This window comes from Streptomyces sp. NPDC045021 (assembly GCF_056432645.1).
Genome location: NZ_JBWKIQ010000011.1, coordinates 229436 through 247839 on the forward strand (window position 1 = coordinate 229436; position 18404 = coordinate 247839).

General features: G+C 70.8%; 13 protein-coding genes. 9 read left to right on the forward strand and 4 right to left on the reverse strand.

Translation table 11 applies throughout. The annotated features are described in order from the left end of the window. Window position 1 precedes the first annotated feature (1 nt). Window positions 2–1459, reverse strand: coding sequence for a 4-hydroxyphenylacetate 3-hydroxylase family protein (locus AC07DC_RS29965; RefSeq protein WP_478917610.1), 1458 nt, complete (start codon window positions 1457–1459; stop codon window positions 2–4). A 61-nt stretch (window positions 1460–1520) separates the two neighbouring features. Then, a complete protein-coding gene (locus AC07DC_RS29970) occupies window positions 1521–2486 on the reverse strand; it encodes an AraC family transcriptional regulator (RefSeq protein WP_478917611.1) in 966 nt (321 codons plus the stop codon). Window positions 2487–2598: 112 nt separating this feature from the next. Between AC07DC_RS29970 and AC07DC_RS29975 the strand changes: the two genes are divergently transcribed. From AC07DC_RS29975 to AC07DC_RS30000, 6 genes are all read left to right on the forward strand, one after another. Continuing rightward, window positions 2599–3516 (forward strand): SDR family oxidoreductase, encoded by a 918-nt coding sequence (locus AC07DC_RS29975; RefSeq protein WP_478917612.1) that lies wholly within the window; start codon window positions 2599–2601, stop codon window positions 3514–3516. 389 nt (window positions 3517–3905) lie between these two features. Beyond that, window positions 3906–5891, forward strand: coding sequence for an alpha-1,4-glucan--maltose-1-phosphate maltosyltransferase (locus AC07DC_RS29980; protein ID WP_478917613.1), 1986 nt, complete (start codon window positions 3906–3908; stop codon window positions 5889–5891). Continuing rightward, entirely contained in the window at window positions 5888–7588 is a 1701-nt protein-coding gene (gene treS / locus AC07DC_RS29985; RefSeq protein WP_478917614.1) for a maltose alpha-D-glucosyltransferase, read from the forward strand. Before AC07DC_RS29980 ends, treS begins: the two co-directional genes overlap by 4 nt. 211 nt (window positions 7589–7799) lie before the next feature. Then, entirely contained in the window at window positions 7800–9260 is a 1461-nt protein-coding gene (locus tag AC07DC_RS29990) for a maltokinase N-terminal cap-like domain-containing protein (protein ID WP_478917615.1), read from the forward strand. Continuing rightward, a complete protein-coding gene (gene glgB / locus AC07DC_RS29995; RefSeq protein ID WP_478917616.1) occupies window positions 9257–11929 on the forward strand; it encodes a 1,4-alpha-glucan branching enzyme in 2673 nt (890 codons plus the stop codon). Before AC07DC_RS29990 ends, glgB begins: the two co-directional genes overlap by 4 nt. 103 nt (window positions 11930–12032) lie before the next feature. Further along, window positions 12033–12728 (forward strand): helix-turn-helix domain-containing protein, encoded by a 696-nt coding sequence (locus tag AC07DC_RS30000; protein WP_478917617.1) that lies wholly within the window; start codon window positions 12033–12035, stop codon window positions 12726–12728. Here the strand turns inward: AC07DC_RS30000 and AC07DC_RS30005 are convergent. Continuing rightward, window positions 12725–14101, reverse strand: a complete 1377-nt coding sequence (locus AC07DC_RS30005) for a cation:dicarboxylate symporter family transporter (RefSeq protein WP_478917727.1) — start codon at window positions 14099–14101, stop codon at window positions 12725–12727. The genes AC07DC_RS30000 and AC07DC_RS30005 overlap by 4 nt on opposite strands. A 127-nt stretch (window positions 14102–14228) precedes the next feature. Here AC07DC_RS30005 and AC07DC_RS30010 point away from each other — a divergent pair, with 127 nt between their 5' ends. From AC07DC_RS30010 to AC07DC_RS30020, 3 genes are all read left to right on the forward strand, one after another. Beyond that, complete coding sequence (locus AC07DC_RS30010) at window positions 14229–15851, forward strand: sensor histidine kinase (RefSeq protein WP_478917618.1); 1623 nt, start codon at window positions 14229–14231, stop codon at window positions 15849–15851. Next, window positions 15848–16597 carry a response regulator gene (locus AC07DC_RS30015; protein WP_478917619.1) on the forward strand — a complete coding sequence of 250 codons (750 nt, stop codon included), beginning with the start codon at window positions 15848–15850 and terminating at the stop codon, window positions 16595–16597. The genes AC07DC_RS30010 and AC07DC_RS30015 overlap by 4 nt, the downstream gene beginning before the upstream one ends. A 125-nt stretch (window positions 16598–16722) precedes the next feature. Further along, on the forward strand, window positions 16723–17748 hold the full coding sequence (locus tag AC07DC_RS30020; protein ID WP_478917620.1) for a chitinase: 1026 nt from the start codon (window positions 16723–16725) through the stop codon (window positions 17746–17748). A gap of 67 nt (window positions 17749–17815) precedes the next feature. Here AC07DC_RS30020 and AC07DC_RS30025 read toward each other — a convergent pair whose 3' ends face one another. After that, complete coding sequence (locus AC07DC_RS30025) at window positions 17816–18301, reverse strand: hypothetical protein (protein WP_478917621.1); 486 nt, start codon at window positions 18299–18301, stop codon at window positions 17816–17818. Window positions 18302–18404: the final 103 nt, after the last annotated feature.

Below are 18404 nucleotides of genomic sequence, written 5' to 3' on the forward strand. Positions count from 1 at the left end.
CTCAGGCCCGGGGCAGCGGCTGCAGTTCGTACCCGTCGAGGCAGGTCCGGGCCAGGCTCTCGCAGGCACCGGTGTCGCCCTCCCACGCCTGCTGCAGCAGATAGACGTGCGGGGCGCCGTGGTAGAAGCGCTCGTACTGCTCGTGCCGTCCGGCGAACTCCGTACCGAGCGCGTCCCAGGCGAGCTTGAGCAGCTTGACGCGGTCCTGCGCCGGGTGTCCCGGCGAGCGGATGTACTTCGCGATGACGGGGCCGATCTCCGGGTGCAGCAGGTCCTGCGCGGAGGCGGGGAGCTGGATGACGCCGCCGCCGGCCAGCAGCTTGATCTCGCCGATCGCCCTGGGGTAGATGTCACCGGCCATGATCCGGTGGGCGTAGGAGATCTCCTTGTCGGGCATCACGCCGCCGCGTCCGCCGTCGACCTGCTGGAAACCGGCCTCTGCGGCCAGCACCATGGACCTGGCCTGGGCCACCCAGCCCATCAGCCGGCCGATCTGGGTCTGGACCGGCGGCAGCTGGTAGGTGTTGTTGGCCTTGGCGAGCAGGATCGCGACGCCGGTGAGGAACTCCAGCTTGGTCCAGAAGCGGGTGGCCGCCTGGTGGACGAAGTTGACGTACGCGGGGGTCTGCCACCACTGGCCGAAGCAGACGTCGACATTGCGGTACGCCAGGACGTTCTCCCACGGGACGAAGACGTCGTCGCAGACCAGCAGGGCGTCGTTCTCGTCGAAGCGCGAGGAGAGCGGGTTGTCGAAGACGCTGCGCGCTTGGGCCTCGTAGGAGGTGCGGGAGATGAACTTCAGGCCCGGGGTGTCGATCGGCACCGAGAAGCAGACCGCGTGCTCGACGTCCTGCGGGGCCAGCGGCTCGATGGTGCCGACGAGGACCTCGTTGCCGAAGACCGCCGCGGTGCCGATCATCTTGGCGCCGCGCACGACGATGCCGCCGTCGCGCTCCTCCACCACCCGGACGACGAGGTCGTCGCGCTCCTGCTCGGCCGCCGACTTCGTCCGGTCGATCTGCGGATTGGTGATGGTGAACGTCGGGTACAGATCGCCCTCCGACATCCGCCGGTGGTACGCCGCGACGTTCGGCGCGCCGTCGAACGTGTCCGTCGTGAAGAGCTGCGGCGCGGCCGCGAAACCCGCTATCCCGGAGGCCATGTAGTCGGGGGTGCGGCCCAGATAGCCGAAACTCGCCTCTGCCCAGACCTTGTGTGCCTTGCGGCGGGCGACCAGGTCCTCGTACGAACGGGGTATCAGGAAGGCGCGGTGGACGCCCCCTTCGGTGAGTACCGCGGAGTGCCCGGAGTCGTGCGACAGGTCGTAGAGCCCCGCGATGGAGTCGACGGTGTTGCGGAAGGCGGGGTGGCGGGTGATGTCCTTGACCCGCTCCCCGTCGATCCAGATCTCGCGTCCGTCTCGCAGCGAATCCTTGTACTCCTGGCCGGACCTGGTCACCGTGTCTCCTCAACGATCTTCGACGCGCCGTTGAAGAGACTGCCTCATACACGTGTGCTAATCAATGAACGTCCTGCCGGTCCCGTTTATGAACCGGCCAGTTGCCCCTGTATTCACCGGGCGTTGTCCCGAACCACTTGCGGAACGCCAGATGGAAGCCGACGGCGCTCTGGTAGCCGACCCGGGGCGGCACTGCGGCCTGCGGAACGGCCGTTTCGGTCAACAGCCGGGCGGCCTCCTGCATCCGACGACCGGTCAGATGCCGGGCCGGCGCCTCGCCGACCAGCTCCCGGAACGTGGCGGTGAACGCCGACCGCGACATGCCGACCTCGCGGGCCAGCGCCTCGATCGTCCACGGCTCCGAGAAGCGGGTGGAGACGATGACGAGCGCCCTGCTGATACCCGGGTGGCGCAGGGCGGGCAGCACCGCCGGGTTGTCGGACAGCTCGCGCAGCAGCGGGCGCAGCGCCAGCACGAAGGCCATCTCGAACGCCCGCAGGGTGACCAGTTGCGACCCCGGCTCGCCGCGCCGCTCGGCGGCGGCCAGCGAGGCCAGCGTGTCGCGCAGCAGCGGTTCCTTGTCGACCTGCGTCCGGTCCAGCACCAGGGACCACGGCAGCGCCCGGTACAGCGAGGTCGCGGCCGTCGCGTCGTAGTGCAGCCCGGCGCACAGGATGCGGCTCTGCTCGCCGGTGCCCTCCACGACGAGCACCCCGGACGTGCCGGGCTCGCGCTCCGGGAGCACCGCCCTGAGCGGGACGCCCTGCCTCCCGGGCAGATCCGACAGCCGGTGGGCGGTCCCGGTGGGGAAGACCGCCAAGTCCCCCTGGCGGAGCTGGATCGGTGGGCAGTCGCCCGCGCTGATCCAGCAGTCGCCCTCCACCATGTAGTGCAGGATCGCGCAGCTCTGCTCGGAGTCTCCCTCGATCGCCCAGGGCGCCCGCAGCGTCCAGAGGCTGTCGAACACGCCGGTCAGACGCAGCGGCCTGAGCAGTTCGCTGAGGAGGTCGTTCCCGCCAGATTCCATGGACGAACCCTTAATCCCCGTCCCGGTTTGCTTATTGCCGCCCCTGAGCGCCCCGTCCAGCCTGAGGTGAAGGCGGAATCGCTGATTCATTCTAGCGAAGGGCGACACACCGATGTCGGAGGAGATTCACCAGCGTTGCTTGGTCGTGGGAGCGACCGGCTTCCAGGGGGGCGCCGTGGCCCGGCTGCTCGCCGGACGCGGGCACCGGGTCCGGAGCCTGACACGGCGGCCGGCAGTAGCGCGCCCGGACATCGCGGGGGTCTCGTTCGTGGCCGGCGACCTGGGAAGTCGGGATGACGTGATGTGGGCGTTCAAGGGCGCCACGCACGCAGTGGTGACCATGCCATTGGAGTACGACCCGATACGTATTGAGACGTATGCGATCCACATCGCGGAGGCCGCTCTCGAATCCGGGGTGACCCGGATCGTGTACAACGCGAACACCCGCGTGCCGACGGACACCGCCGGAGTCGCCGCGTTCGAGACCCGCCGTCTCGCCGAGGCGGTGCTCGCCGACTGCGGGGTGCCGTTGGTCGTACTGCGACCGCCGGTGTACCTGGACAACCTCTTCAGTCCCTGGAACGGCCCTGCCCTGGTCGACGAGGGCGTGCTGGCCTACCCGCTCCCCACCCACCAGCGGGTCGCGTGGATCTCGCACGACGATCTGGCGGTCGCGGTGGCCGCCGCGCTCTTCAACGACGGCCTCGACGGCCGCGTCCTGGACATCGGCGGCGGACAGGCCGTCGACGGGAACGAGCTCGCCGACGCGTTCGCCGAGGGCCTCGGCCGGCCGGTCGAGTACCAGGCACTGCCGCCCGCCGCCTTCGAGGCCGCGCTGGCCAAGGCCATCGGCCCGAACGCGGCCGCCGGCGTCGCCGGGATCTACCACTACATGGCGGACGGCACGGACGAGCGGCTGATGGACGGCGACCCGCGGGAGGCGGAGCAGGCGCTGGGCATCAAGCTCACCTCCGTCGCCGACTGGGTGGCCACGCAGCCCTGGCAGACCTGGTCCAGCCGCCCCCTCTGACCGCCCCCCGACACGTTCACCGACCAGCCGCCCGGCCCCTCCCGTCCTGCGGGGCCGGGCGGCTTACGCCTTTGTACGCGAGGTCGATATCCAACTCCCCGCAAAGTACGCGCCAGTACCCCTTCACGGGAGCTTTTGACTGCCTTCCAATGGGAAGGCTCCCGGCAATGCGGAGTCTTCCGAACCCCTCGCGACTCCGCCATTCGCCCGACCCTCCAACCGAGTGAACGCGGACAGGAGCGGCCATGCACGCGAGAACACGTCCACAGGAGCAGATACAAAGAGCGGGAGCACGCAAGGAAGCCGCCCGCCGCGCCGCCGCCCGCCGGCGCAAGCAGCCTCCGGAGCATCCCCCTCCTGTCCATCCCCCAGCGCTCCCAGGTGAGGCAATGATCGGTCGCATCCCCGTCCTCGACGTCCGCCCGCTCGTGGACTGCGGCCGCCGGCCGGCCAAAGCGGTCGCCGGCGAGACCTTCCAGGTCACCGCCACGGTCTTCCGCGAAGGCCATGACGCGGTAGCCGCCAATGTCGTGCTGCGCGACCCGAACGGCCGCTCGGGACCCTGGACCCCCATGCGGGAACTGGCCCCCGGCACCGACCGGTGGGGCGCCGACATCACCCCGCCGGCGGAGGGCCGCTGGACGTACACGGTGGAGGCCTGGAGCGATCCGGTCACCACCTGGCGGCATGTCGCGGGCATCAAGATCCCGGCCGGTATGGACACCGCCCTGGTCCTCGCCGAGGGTGCCAGGCTGCACGAGCTGGCCGCCGCCGGAGTGCCCAAGAACGACGGCCGGGCCGCCGTACTGGCCGCCGTCGACCGGCTGCTCGACGAGAGCAGGACCGCGGCGGAGCGGCACGCCGCGGCAGTGACCCCCGAGGTCATCGCCGTCCTCGACCGGTTCCCGCTGCGGGAACTGGTCACCGCCTCCCGTCCGATGCCGCTGCAGGTCGAGCGCCGGCGGGCGCTCTTCGGCTCCTGGTACGAGCTGTTCCCGCGCTCCGAGGGCGCCGTCGTCAAGGAGGGCAGCCCGCCGCGGTCCGGCACCTTCCGCACCGCCGCCGAACGGCTGCCGGCCGTCGCCGCCATGGGATTCGACGTCCTGTACCTGCCGCCGATCCACCCGATCGGCACCGCCTTCCGCAAGGGCCCGGACAACAGCCTCGTCGCGGGCCCCGACGATGTCGGCTGCCCCTGGGCGATCGGCTCGCCGGAGGGCGGGCACGACGCCATCCACCCCGATCTGGGCACCATCGAGGACTTCGACTTCTTCGTGGCGCAGGCCCGCGACCTGCGGCTGGAGATCGCCCTCGACTTCGCCCTGCAGTGCTCCCCGGACCACCCCTGGGTCGACAAGCACCCGGAGTGGTTCGCCCACCGGCCCGACGGCACCATCGCCTACGCCGAGAACCCGCCGAAGAAGTACCAGGACATCTACCCCATCGCCTTCGACGCCGACATGCCGGGGATCGTGCACGAGACGCTGCGCGTCCTGCGGTACTGGATGGAGCACGGCGTACGGATCTTCCGGGTCGACAACCCGCACACCAAGCCGGTGGTCTTCTGGGAGAAGGTCATCGCCGACATCAACCGCACCGATCCCGACGTGATCTTCCTGGCCGAGGCGTTCACCCGGCCCGCGATGATGCACACCCTGGCGAAGATCGGCTTCCAGCAGTCGTACACGTACTTCACCTGGCGCACGGCCAAGGAGGAGCTGACCGACTATCTGACGGAGCTGTCCGGGGACGCGGCCAGTTACATGCGGCCGAATTTCTTTGTCAACACGCCGGACATCCTGCACGCGTACCTTCAGCACGGTGGCCGCCCCGCGTTCGAGGTGCGCGCCGTGCTGGCCGCGACGATGTCACCCACCTGGGGGGTCTACGCGGGCTTCGAGCTGTTCGAGGGCGACGCCGTGCGACACGGCGGCGAGGAGTACCTGCACTCCGAGAAGTACGAGCTGCGTCCCCGCGACTGGGCCGCGGCCGAGGCGGAAGGACGCTCGCTGGCCCCGTTCATCACGCAGCTCAACCGGTTGCGGCGCCGCCATCCGGCCCTGCAGCAGCTGCGTGAGCTGGCATTCCACCCCACGGACAACGACGCGGTGCTCGCGTACTCCAAGCGCAGCGGCGACGACGTCGTACTGGTGGTCGTCAACCTCGACGCGCACCACACCCAGGAGGCCACCGTCTCGTTGAACATGCCGGAACTCGGCCTGACCTGGCACGAGTCCGTCCCGGTGCGCGACGAGCTCACCGGCGAGACCTACCACTGGGGCAGGGAAAACTATGTGCGCCTCGAACCGGGCCGGACGCCCGCGCACATCGTTCACCTGCGACCGTCTCCTTCGATCGGAGGGTCACTCAGTTGATCGTCAACGAACCCGTTCCTGACACCTTCGAGGACACACCGGCAAAGGACCGAGATCCCGACTGGTTCAAGCGGGCGGTGTTCTACGAAGTCCTCGTGCGGTCCTTCCAGGACAGCAACGGCGATGGTGTCGGTGACCTGAAGGGCATCACCGCCAAGCTCGACTACCTGCAATGGCTCGGCGTGGACTGCCTGTGGCTGCCGCCCTTCTTCGCCTCGCCGCTGCGCGACGGCGGCTACGACGTCGCCGACTACACCGCCGTGCTCCCGGAATTCGGCGACCTCGCCGACTTCGTGGAGTTCGTGGACGCGGCACACCAGCGCGGCATGCGCGTGATCATCGACTTCGTCATGAACCACACCAGCGACCAGCACGAGTGGTTCCAGCAGTCCCGATCCGACCCGGACGGCCCGTACGGCGACTACTACACCTGGGCGGACGACGACAAGGAGTTCCAGGACGCACGGATCATCTTCGTCGACACCGAGACGTCCAACTGGACCTTCGACCCGGTGCGCAAGCAGTACTACTGGCACCGGTTCTTCTCCCACCAGCCGGATCTCAACTACGAGAACCCGCAGGTCCAGGAGGAGATCCTGGCCGCGCTGCGGTTCTGGCTCGACCTCGGGATCGACGGCTTCCGGCTCGACGCGGTGCCCTACCTCTACCAGCAGGAGGGCACCAACTGCGAGAACCTGCCGCAGACCCACCAGTTCCTGAAGCGGGTCCGCGCCGAGATCGACCTGCACTACCCGGACACCGTGCTGCTCGCCGAGGCCAACCAGTGGCCGGAGGACGTCGTCGACTACTTCGGCGACTTCCAGCGCGGCGGCGACGAGTGCCACATGGCGTTCCACTTCCCGGTGATGCCACGCATCTTCATGGCGGTGCGCCGCGAGTCCCGCTACCCCGTCTCGGAAATCCTGGCCAAGACCCCGGCCATCCCGCAGACCTGCCAGTGGGGCATCTTCCTGCGCAACCATGACGAGCTGACCCTCGAAATGGTCACCGACGAAGAGCGCGACTACATGTACGCGGAGTACGCCAAGGACCCGCGGATGCGGGCCAACATCGGCATCCGCCGCCGGCTCGCCCCACTGCTGGACAACGACCGCAACCAGATCGAACTCTTCACGGCACTGCTGCTGTCGCTGCCCGGCTCGCCGATCCTGTACTACGGCGACGAGATCGGCATGGGCGACAACATCTGGCTCGGCGACCGGGACGCGGTCCGCACCCCCATGCAGTGGACGCCCGACCGCAACGCGGGCTTCTCCTCGTGCGACCCCGGCCGGCTCTACCTACCGACCATCATGGATCCGGTCTACGGCTACCAGGTCACCAACGTCGAAGCGGCGATGAGCAGCCCGTCCTCGCTGCTGCACTGGACCCGCCGCATGATCGAGATCCGCAAGCAGAACCCGGCCTTCGGGCTCGGCTCCTACACGGAACTGCCCTCCAGCAACCCCGCTGTTCTGGCGTTCCTGCGGGAATACGGCGACGACCTCGTCCTGTGTGTGCACAACTTCTCCCGCTTCCCCCAGCCCACCGAGCTGGATCTGCGGACGTTCAGCGGCCGGCACCCTGTCGAGCTCATCGGCGGGGTGCGGTTCCCCGCCATCGGCCAACTGCCGTATCTGCTGACCCTGGCCGGCCACGGCTTCTACTGGTTCCGGCTGCGCCGCGACCCCGCGTAGCCCCCCAGCTGCCCCCGGGCCGCCAGGCTCTCCGGGCCGCGGGCCCGTCCGGAACATGCTCCGGGCGGGCCCGTACGGCGGTTTCCTGTCACCCGGCCGGGGCAGGCTCCCCGTGTCGCCGGACAGCCACCGCCCGTCATCCGGGAGGCTTACGCGCACTCCCCGCCGCACGCTCCGGGCAGGGTGCGCGATTCCCCGGGGAAAGGACGTCATGTCGGACAGCTCCTGGACCCGCACCTCTCCTACCACCGGCCGTTCACCGGCCACCGCCCCCGGGCTGCTGCACTCGCTCAGTCCACTGCTGCTGGAATGGCTGCCGCGGCAGCGCTGGTTCGCCGGCAAGGGCAGACCCATCACCGGCTTCGGCCTGGTGTCCGCGACCGAACTGCTGCCCGCGGGCGGCCGGCTGGGCACCCCCGGCCTGCTCCATCTGCTGCTCGACGTGGAGCAGACCGGCCGCCGCGCCGACTGCTACCAGCTACTGCTCGGCACCCGCACGCTGCTGCCGCCCTCGCTCGCACCGGCCGCCGTCGGCCAGGCGACCGGCGGACCGCTCGACGGTCTGACGATCTACGAAGGGCTGTACGACCCCCGGCTCACCGCGCTGCTGCTGGAACGTCTCCGCGCCCCGGGCCGCACCGGGCGGCTGCGCTTCCTCACCGAGCCATCGGCCACCGTCCCGGCCGGGCTGCAACCGCGGCTCTCCACCGCCGAGCAGTCGAACACCTCGATCATCTACGGCGACGAGTACATCCTCAAGGTGTTCCGTCGGGTCTCCCCCGGCGCCAACCCGGACCTCGAACTGTCCCTCGCCCTCGCCCGCAACGGATCGCGGCGGGTCGCGGCGCCGGCTGCCTGGTTCGAGGCGCTGGAACTGCCCGGACCGCCCGACACCCCGGACGGCATCGGCGCGGAACCCGCGACGCTCGGCGTCCTGCAGCGTTATCTGCCCGGCTCGGCCGACGGCTGGGAGTTGGCCCTGCGGGCCATGGACGACGGTGCGGAGTTCACCGCCGACGCCCGTGCCCTGGGCGCCGCCACCGCCGAGGTCCATTCCGCGCTGGCCCGCGCGCTGCCCACGAGTTCGCTGGACCGCCGCAGGATCCAGCTGATCGCGGCCACCATGGCGCAGCGGCTGGACACCGCCGCCGCCGAGGTCCCCGAGCTGCGCCCGTACCGCACCCGGCTGCGGGCGGCCTTCCACGACCTGTCCGAACTCGGCGCCACCGGGGCGCGGGTGGCCGCGCAGCGGATCCACGGTGACCTGCACCTCGGCCAGGCGCTGCGCACCACCGACCGGGAGTGGCTCCTGATCGACTTCGAGGGCGAGCCCTCGCGGCCGCTGGCGGAGCGCCGGCTGCCCGCGCCGCCGGTCCAGGACGTCGCGGGCATGTTGCGCTCCTTCGACTACGCCGCCCGGCACCGCGATCCGGCCGCACCGACGGCCGGCGCGTGGGCGGAGCGGCAGCGGGACGCGTTCTGCACGGGTTACGCGGTGACGTCGGGCACCGATCCGCGCGACCAACCCGTACTGATACGCGCCTACGAGACCGACAAGGCCGTCTACGAAGTCCTGTACGAGGCCCGGCACCGCCCCGCCTGGCTCCCCATCCCGATGTCAGCGATCGACCGTCTCGCTGCCAACCCCCCTCCGAGAAGGATCACACCGTGACCGAGCGTCAGCCGTCTCCCCTCACGTCGGGCGTGCCCGCCGCCGTGTCCCCCACCGCCGTACCTCCGGTGGAGAAGACGCCGGGCGAACCGCTCGGCCGGCCGCAGGATTCCGTGACGCCGGCCGCGCCGACGCCCGCGCCCAAGGCCGCCCCGGCGGCCGCGCCCGCCCCGGCCCCGGCTGCGGCGCCCGCTCCGGCCGTATCGGAAGCCGCCGCACGGGGATACGAGTCCGGGGTGAGCCGTCCGCCCGCCTCGGGGACCGCGCCCCGGCAGCCGGCGGACGCCGTGCCGCCGTCCCGTGTCGAGACCCGCGACCCCGGCGCCATCGCCGCCCCCCGGCCCGGCCCCCCGGCCGCCCCATCCGCTCCCGCGGCTCCCGTCGTGCCGGCCAGGCCGGTAGCGACCCCCGCCGCTCCGGCTCAGAACGCTGCTCCGGAGAACGCCGCTCCGGCCCAGGACCCCGCTCCGGCGCGGGTCGCAGTGCGCGGCGTACGGCCCGCCGACCCGCTGGAGGACGGCGAGCGCGGCAGGCTGCTGGACGGGGCGCACCACGATCCGCACGGCCTGCTCGGCGCCCATCCGGTGACCGGCGGAGTGCTGTTCCGGGTGCTGCGGCCGTATGCGCTGGGGGTGGCGGTCACCGCCAAGGGGCTGCGCGCGGAACTGCTGGACGAGGGGGACGGGCTGTTCGCCGGGGTGCTGCCGCTGCGGGAGATCCCGGAGTACGAGCTGCTGGTGCGGTACGAGGACGGTGAGCACGTCCTCCACGACCCGTACCGGTTCCTGCCCTCGCTCGGCGAGCTGGACCTGCACCTGATCGGCGAGGGCCGCCACGAGCAGCTGTGGCAGGCGCTCGGCGCCCGGCCGATGACGCACCAGGGCGTCACCGGCACCCGGTTCGCCGTGTGGGCGCCCAACGCCCGCGGGGTGCGGGTGGCGGGCGGCTTCAACTTCTGGGACGGCACCGGCTTCCCGATGCGCTCGCTCGGCTCCACCGGCGTGTGGGAGCTGTTCGTGCCGGGAGTCGGCGACGGGACGGCGTACAAGTTCGACATCGCCCGCCCGGACGGCGGTCGCACGCTCAAGGCCGACCCGATGGCGCGCAGCACCGAACTGCCGCCCGCGACGGCGTCGATCGTCACCTCCTCGCACCACACCTGGAACGACAGCGACTGGATGGCGCGCCGCGCGGCGGTCCCCGTCCACCAGGCGCCGTTCTCGGTCTACGAGGTGCATCTGACGTCCTGGCGGCCGGGTCTGAACTACCGCGAGCTGGCGGAGCAGCTTCCCCCGTACGTCGCCGACCTGGGCTTCACGCATGTCGAGCTGATGCCGGTGGCCGAGCACCCGTTCGGCGGCTCCTGGGGCTACCAGGTGACGTCGTACTACGCGCCGACCTCGCGGCTGGGCTCCCCCGACGACTTCAAGTTCCTCGTCGACGCGCTGCACCGGGCGGGCATCGGCGTGATCATGGACTGGGTGCCCGCGCACTTCCCGAAGGACGACTGGGCGCTGGCCAGGTTCGACGGCGTCCCGCTCTACGAGCACGGCGACCCCAGCCGCGCCGAGCACCCGGACTGGGGCACCCTGGAGTTCGACCTCGGCCGCACCGAGGTGCGGAACTTCATGGTGGCCAACGCCGTCTACTGGTGCGAGGAGTTCCACATCGACGGCCTGCGGGTCGACGCCGTGGCCTCGATGCTCTACCTGGACTACTCGCGTGAGCACGGCGAGTGGACGCCCAACCAGCACGGCGGCCGGGAGAACCTGGACGCGGTGGCGTTCCTGCAGGAGATGAACGCGACCGTCTACCGGCGCTGCCCGGGGGTCGTGACGATCGCCGAGGAGTCCACCGCCTGGGACGGCGTCACCCGCTCCACCGACTCCGGTGGTCTCGGCTTCGGCCTGAAGTGGAACATGGGCTGGATGCACGACTCGCTGGAGTACGTGGCGAAGGAGCCCGTCCACCGCAAGTACCACCACCACGAGATGACGTTCTCGATGGTCTACGCCTACTCCGAGAACTACGTGCTGCCGATCTCCCACGACGAGGTCGTGCACGGCAAGCGCTCGCTGGTCTCGAAGATGCCCGGCGACTGGTGGCAGCAGCGCGCCACCCACCGCGCGTACCTCGGCTTCATGTGGGCGCACCCGGGCAAGCAGCTGCTCTTCATGGGGCAGGAGTTCGCGCAGGGCGCGGAGTGGTCGCACGACCACGGGCCGGACTGGTGGCTGCTGGACGAGACGTACGCGGCGGCCGCCGACCACCGCGGGGTCCGCGATCTGGTCCGGGAGCTGAACCGCACCTACAACGCCACGCCCGCCCTGTGGCAGCGTGACACCGACCCGGGCGGCTTCGCCTGGATCGACGGCGGCGCGGCCGAGGACAACTCCTTCTCGTTCCTCCGCTACGACGCGGACGGCGAACCGCTGGTGTGCGTCAGCAACTTCTCGCCGGTGGTCCGCCAGAACTACCGGATCGGCGTTCCTGACCGGGCCTGGCAGGAGGTGCTCAACACCGACGACGCGCGCTTCGGCGGCAGCGGCACGGCCACCGGCAGCACCGGGCACCCGCTCAAGGCCGAGCCGGTGTCCTGGCACGGTCAGGAGCAGAGCATCACCCTGACCCTCCCGCCGCTGGCCACGGTCTGGTTGCGACCGGCCTGACCTCCGAACTCGTACGTTCCTCCGAACCGGTGGCGTATTCACGCGCCCCGGTTCGGCGGTCCGCACCATGGGGGTGCGGCACCGCCGCACCTACGCTGACCCCGTGCACCGACCCTCTTCTGATCCGCCCCGGCTGCCGTTCGACGCCTCAGCGATCAGACGGCTGCGTGCCCAGCTCGGGATGAACCACTCCCACATCGCCCATGCCATGTGGACCTCCTACGGCACCCCCGTCAGGCCCGAGACCATCGCTGCCTGGGAGCGCGGTGAACTCGTGCCGCGCGCCTCCGAGCTGCCCGCTCTGGCCGGCGCCCTGTGGTGCGACCCGTCCGATCTCATGAGCACGCCGACCACCTTGCTGGAACACCGCTGGGCCCGCGGTATCGCCCCTTCCGACCTGGCGCGGGCGGTCGGCATGCCGATCTCCGACTACGACCGCATGGAGGTCCAGGGCCGCTGGACCGGCAACGAGCGGCAGACCGCCGCACTGGCCGACGTACTCGGCCTGTCGCTGCCGGAACTCCTGACGGTCACCGGCGGCGACAAGCGGCTGGACGCGCTGCTGCGGGAAGCCGTGGCGACCCGCTGGCAGGCGTACATCAAGCCCGTCACCGCCCTGGTGCCGCTGCCGCGGCACCGGATAGAACCGGTGCTGCGCACCCTGCACTCCGAGTACCAGTCCGTGATGGTCGCGACCCTCAACTGGGGCAACGACGTACCCGCGTCGGGCGGCGCGGGCGGCCGGGCCTTCCTCGACACCGTCACCGAGCGCTTCTGGGCCGGACTGCAGAACCCCTAGGCCTGACCCGCTTGCACGGTTTCGTGCCCCCTGGGGGCGGGCAGCGCGTCGGCGGTGTCCTTGTCGGACGGGGAGCCGGCGTGGTCGTCCACGAGCGTGGACTCGTCGAAGGGCAGCTTCCCGGCGAAGACCTGGGTGGCGCGGTCCTTGTCGAACTCCTTGGTCCAGGTGCCGACGAGTACGGTCGCCACCGCGTTGCCCGCGAAGTTGGTGAGAGCGCGCGCCTCGCTCATGAAGCGGTCGATGCCGATGATGAGGCCGACACCGTCGACCAGCGCCGGCTGGTGCGACTGCAGACCGCCGGCCAGGGTGGCGATGCCCGCGCCGGTGACACCGGCCGCGCCCTTCGAGGCGATGATCATGAAGAGCAGCAGGGAGATCTGCTGGCTCACCGACAGCGGGTCGCCCATCGCCTCGGCGATGAACAGCGAGGACATCGTCAGATAGATGGCGGTGCCGTCGAGGTTGAACGAGTAGCCGGTCGGCACGGTGATCCCGACCACCGGGCGGCTGACGCCCAGGTGCTCCATCTTGGCGATCAGCCGCGGCAGCGCCGATTCGGACGACGAGGTCGACAGGATCAGCAGGAACTCACGGCCGAGGTACTTCAGCAGGTCGAAGAGGTTCACCCCGGCGACCAGCCGCAGCAGGGTGCCGAGCACCACGAACACGAAGAGCGCGCAGGTGACATAGAAGCCGATCATGATCACGGCCAGCGACTTCAGTGCGTCCGTGCCGGTCTCGCCGACCACCGCCGCCATCGCGCCGAACGCGCCCACCGGCGCCGCCCACATGATCATCGACAGCACCCGGAAGACGAGCTTCTGGATGTGCCCGACGCCCCGCAGCACCGGCTCCCCGGCCTTCCCGAGCGCCTGCACGGCGAAGCCGACCAGCAGTGCGACCAGCAGCGTCTGCAGCACCTGGCCCTCGGTGAAGGACGACACCATCGTCCTGGGGATGATGCCGAGCAGGAAGTCGACGGTCCCCTCGCTGCCCGCCGCCTGCTTGTGCCCGGCCGCCTTCGCCGCCGAGGTCAGATGCAGGGTGCTGCCGGGGTGCAGCACATTGCCGACCACCAGGCCGATGGCGAGCGCCACCGTCGACATCACCATGAAGTAGCCGAGCGCGAGCCCGCCCACGGCGCCGACCTTGGCGGCCTTACGGACCGATCCGATGCCGAGCACGATCGTGCAGAAGATGATCGGCGAGATCATCATCTTGATCAGGTTCACGAAGCCGGTGCCCAGCGGCTTGAACTCCTTGGCCACACCGGGCGCGGCCAGCCCCAGCACGATCCCGGCGAGGACCGCCGCGATCACTGCCAGATAGAGATAGTGCGTACGGTCCTTCTTGCGGATCTGCGGTGTCACATCGCGGCTCTGCGTTGTCACGTCTGCCTCCCGAGGTCTTCGTAACTTCGGTGACTATGCGCGGCCGCGTGACGGAGGTCACGTTTGCGTTCATTGAGTTCGCGGCGGGGCGTGCAGACTGTGGAGCATGCCGATAACCCGGCGCGCACCCTCGCGTCCCCGCAGCCTCGCCGGCCAGCTGTTCGCCATGCAGGTGGTGATCGTGGCCGTCGTGGTCGCGGGGTGCGCGGTGCTGGCCTACGTCCAGGCGCACAGCCGCGCCGAGGACGCGGCGGACGGCCGGGTGCGGGCGGCGGCCGCGTCGATCGCCGACTCCCCCACCGTCCGGCAGGCCGCCCTCGCGGCGCCCGGCACGGATCCGAGCACGGTGCTCCAGCCCTACGCGCAGCGGGTGGTCGCCGACGCCGGCGTGGACTTCGTGACGATCATGGCCACCGACGGCATCCGCTGGACGCACCCCGATCCGCGCCGGATCGGCGAGCCGTTCCTCGGCCACACCGCGCGCGCCGTGCGGGGCGAGACCTTCACCGAGACGTACACCGGCACGCTCGGCCCGTCGGTGCGGGTGGTGGCCCCGGTCCGCGACGGGTCCGGCGGCCGGGTCATCGCGCTGGTCAGCGTCGGCATCAAGGTGGACGCGATCAGCCATGAGGTGCGCGGGCAGCTGGCCGTACTCATCGGCGTCGCGGCCGCCGCGCTCGCCATCGGCGGCCTCGGCACGTACCTCGCCAACGCGCGGCTGCGCCGCCACACGCGCGGTATGGCCGCCACCGAGCTGAGCCGGATGTACGACTACCACCAGGCGACCCTGCACGCGGTGCGCGAGGGGTTGATCCTGCTCGGCGCCGACCGCCGGGTGCTGCTCTGCAACGACGCGGCCCGCGAGCTGCTCGGCCTCACCGGCGAGGTCGTCGGCGGCTACGTGGACGGCCTCGGGCTGCCCGCGTCCCTCACCGGCGCGCTGCTCGCCACCGAGCCACGGGTCGACGAGGTGCATCTGACCGCCGAACGGGTCGTGGTCGTCAACACCTCACCGGTGCTCGGCGGGGAGCGCCGCGGCACCGTCGTCACCCTGCGGGACCACACCGATCTGCAGGCGCTGACCGGCGAACTGGACTCGGTGCGGGGGTTCGCGGAGGCGCTGCGCTCCCAGGCCCACGAGGCCTCCAACCGGCTGCACACCGTGGTCTCGCTCATCGAACTGGGGCGCGCGGACGAGGCCGTGGACTTCGCGACCGCCGAACTGGAGCTGGCCCAGGCCCTCACCGACCAGGTCGTCGGCGCCGTCGGCGAACCGGTGCTCGCCGCGCTCCTGCTTTGCAAGGCGGCCGAGGCCAACGAGCGCGGGGTCGAGCTGACCGTCACCGAGGACAGCCGGATCGACGACGGCGTCCTGCCCGAAGGGTTCGCGGCGCGCGACCTGGTGACGATCCTGGGCAATCTGGTCGACAATGCCCTGGACGCGGCCGTCGAGGGCGCCGGTCGCCCGAAGGTCGCCGTCACCGCGCGGACCGAGGGGAACGAATTGCTGCTGAAGGTCACCGACACCGGCCGCGGCGTGGACCCCGAGGTGCTGCGCGAGGTGTTCCAGCGCGGCTGGACGACGAAGAGCGAGGGGCGCGGTCTCGGCCTGGCCCTGGTCGAGCAGGCCGCGCGGCGCGGCGGCGGCACGGTGGAGCTGGGACAGGACGACCGGGGCGGTGCGGTGTTCACCGTCCGCATGCCGCTGCTGAGGGAGGCACGGGCATGAGCGACACCGCGAACCTCGGCCAGGACCCCGCACACGGCGCCGGCACCAGCCGGGTCCTGGTGGTGGAGGACGATCCGATCGCCGCCGCCGCGCACCGGCTGTACGTCGAGCGGGTGGCCGGCTTCACGGTCGTCGGGACGGTGCACTCCGGCGGGGACGCGCTGCGCTTCTTCCGGCAGCACCCGGTGGACCTGGTACTGCTCGACCTCCATCTGCCGGACGGGCACGGTCTGCAGGTCGTCCAGGCGATGCGGGCGGCCGGTCACACCGCCGATGTCATCGCGGTGACCTCCGCCCGCGACCTGGGGGTGGTGCGGCAGGCGGTCTCCGCCGGCGTGGTGCAGTACCTGCTCAAGCCGTTCACGTTCCCCACGCTGCGCGACCGGCTCGACCGGTGGGCCCGGTTCCGCCGCGAGCTGGCCGGCGGCGAGGCGTCGGGGCAGGACGAGGTGGACCGCGCGCTGGCGTCGCTGCGCAGCCCGGAGTCGCCCGTGCTGCCGAAGGGGCTCAGCGCCCCGACGTTGGAGGCGATCACGGCCGCGCTGCGCGAGGCGGAGAGCGGGATCTCGGCCAACGCGGCCGCCGCCGCGGTCGGCGTCTCGCGGATCACCGCCCGGCGCTATCTGGAGCATCTGGTGGACACCGGACGCGCGGCGCGCAGCCCGCAGTACGGGCAGGTGGGCCGGCCGGAGCTCAGCTACCGCTGGTCCCCCGGACCCGGCCGGGACGGCCGCACCGGCGGCTGAGCGAGCACTCTTTCACGGCAATAGGAAACTTTCCTAACCAATCTCTTGTCGCGAGCATGCAGGACCACTAGCGTTCACGCAGCGTTCCCAGAGCCAACTCCCGTACACGCTAGGAGTTCTCCCCCATGCTCTTCTTCCCGCACTCCCGCCGCGGCCGCATAGCGCTGGCCGCGACCGCAGGGCTCGCCGCGGCGACAGCGCTCGGCGCGACCGCCCAGGCCACCCCCTCTCCCACGAAGTCCGCCCCGCAGGCCGTCGCCGCTCTCCCCAGCGGAATCGCCGCTCCGTACCTGTACCTCGGCTGGGGCACCCCGCCGTCCGCCACGTCCGTCATGTCGGCCACCGGCATCAAGCAGTTCACGATGGCCTTCATGCTCTCCGACGGCGGCTGCAACCCCAAGTGGGACGGGAGCCGCGGTCTCACCGGCGGCACCGACCAGTCGACGATCAACGCGATACGCAACGCGGGCGGCGACGTCACGGTCTCCTTCGGCGGCTGGAGCGGCAACAAGCTCGAAGAGAAGTGCACCTCGGCCTCCGCACTGGCCGGCGCCTACCAGAAGGTGATCACCGCCTACAAGCTGAAGTCCATCGACATCGACATCGAGGCTTCCGCGGTCGAGAACTCCACGGTCCGCAAGCGCACCGTGGACGCCCTCAAGACCATCAAGACCAACAACAGCGACGTGAAGGTCTACGTCACCTTCGGCACCACCCCCACAGGGCCAGACTCCAACGGCAAGGACCTGATCAAGAAGGGCGCCGCGGCCGGGCTGAACGCGGACGGCTGGGCGGTCATGCCGTTCGACTACGACCAGGGCGCCGTCGACATGGCCGCCACCACCAAGTCCGCGGTCGACGGCCTGAAGAGCGCCGTCGCCAGTGCCTACGGGCTCTCCTCGGACGCCGCCTACCGCAAGGTCGGCTTCTCCTCGATGAACGGCATCACCGACAGCGCCGGCGAGAAGGTCACCCTCGCCAACTTCAAGTCGATGGTCTCCTACGCGACCAGCCACCACCTGGCGCGCGTCAGCTTCTGGTCCGTCAACCGCGACCGCAAGTGCGGCTCGGGCAGCGACCCGGACTCCTGCAGCGGCATCAGCCAGAACGCCTGGGACTTCACCAAGGCGCTCGCCGTCTACACCGGCTGACCACTCCCGTTCCGCTCCTGAACTCCGCGCCCCGGCCCGCAGCCCCGAGCTGTCGCCCGGGGCGCGGTCATGCCGTGCCGGAGAGCGCGCCACGGAACCTCCGGCAGCCGCGCACCACCACGTGCGCGACGGCGGCCGCGGCCAGCGCGGGGACGAGCAGCATCGGAAGTCCCTGGCCGCCGGAGAAGAACTGCTCCACAGCGCCCTCGGAGGTGAAGGCGTCGACGGTGCCCAACTCCAGTACGAGCACCACCGCAGCGGCGGCGGAGGGCGCCGTCCACGGGGCGAACGCCCAGCCCGGCGGCAGGCAGACCAGCACCCCGCCGGCCAGACCACCCGAGACGGTGCCGAGCGCGCCGCCGACGATCGGTCCCAGGGCGAGATAGGTGTACTGCCCGTACTCGCTGAGTTCGAAGAGGGTGCCGCCCAGCGCGCCCCCGAGGAGACCCGCCGCCGAAAGGCAGAAGAAGAGCGTCCACCGCCAGCCGTCCGCTCCGTGGTGGGAACCGTGGCCGGAGCCGTAGCCGGGGACCTCGTCCGCTGTCGTCGCCACGCGGCGCGCCCTCCTTCATCCGCCCCCGCCGTCGAGTGGATCAGAGTGCACCGTGCGTGCCCGCCGGATCAAGTACTTGGTGCGTTCGGAGTACTTCTGCGGA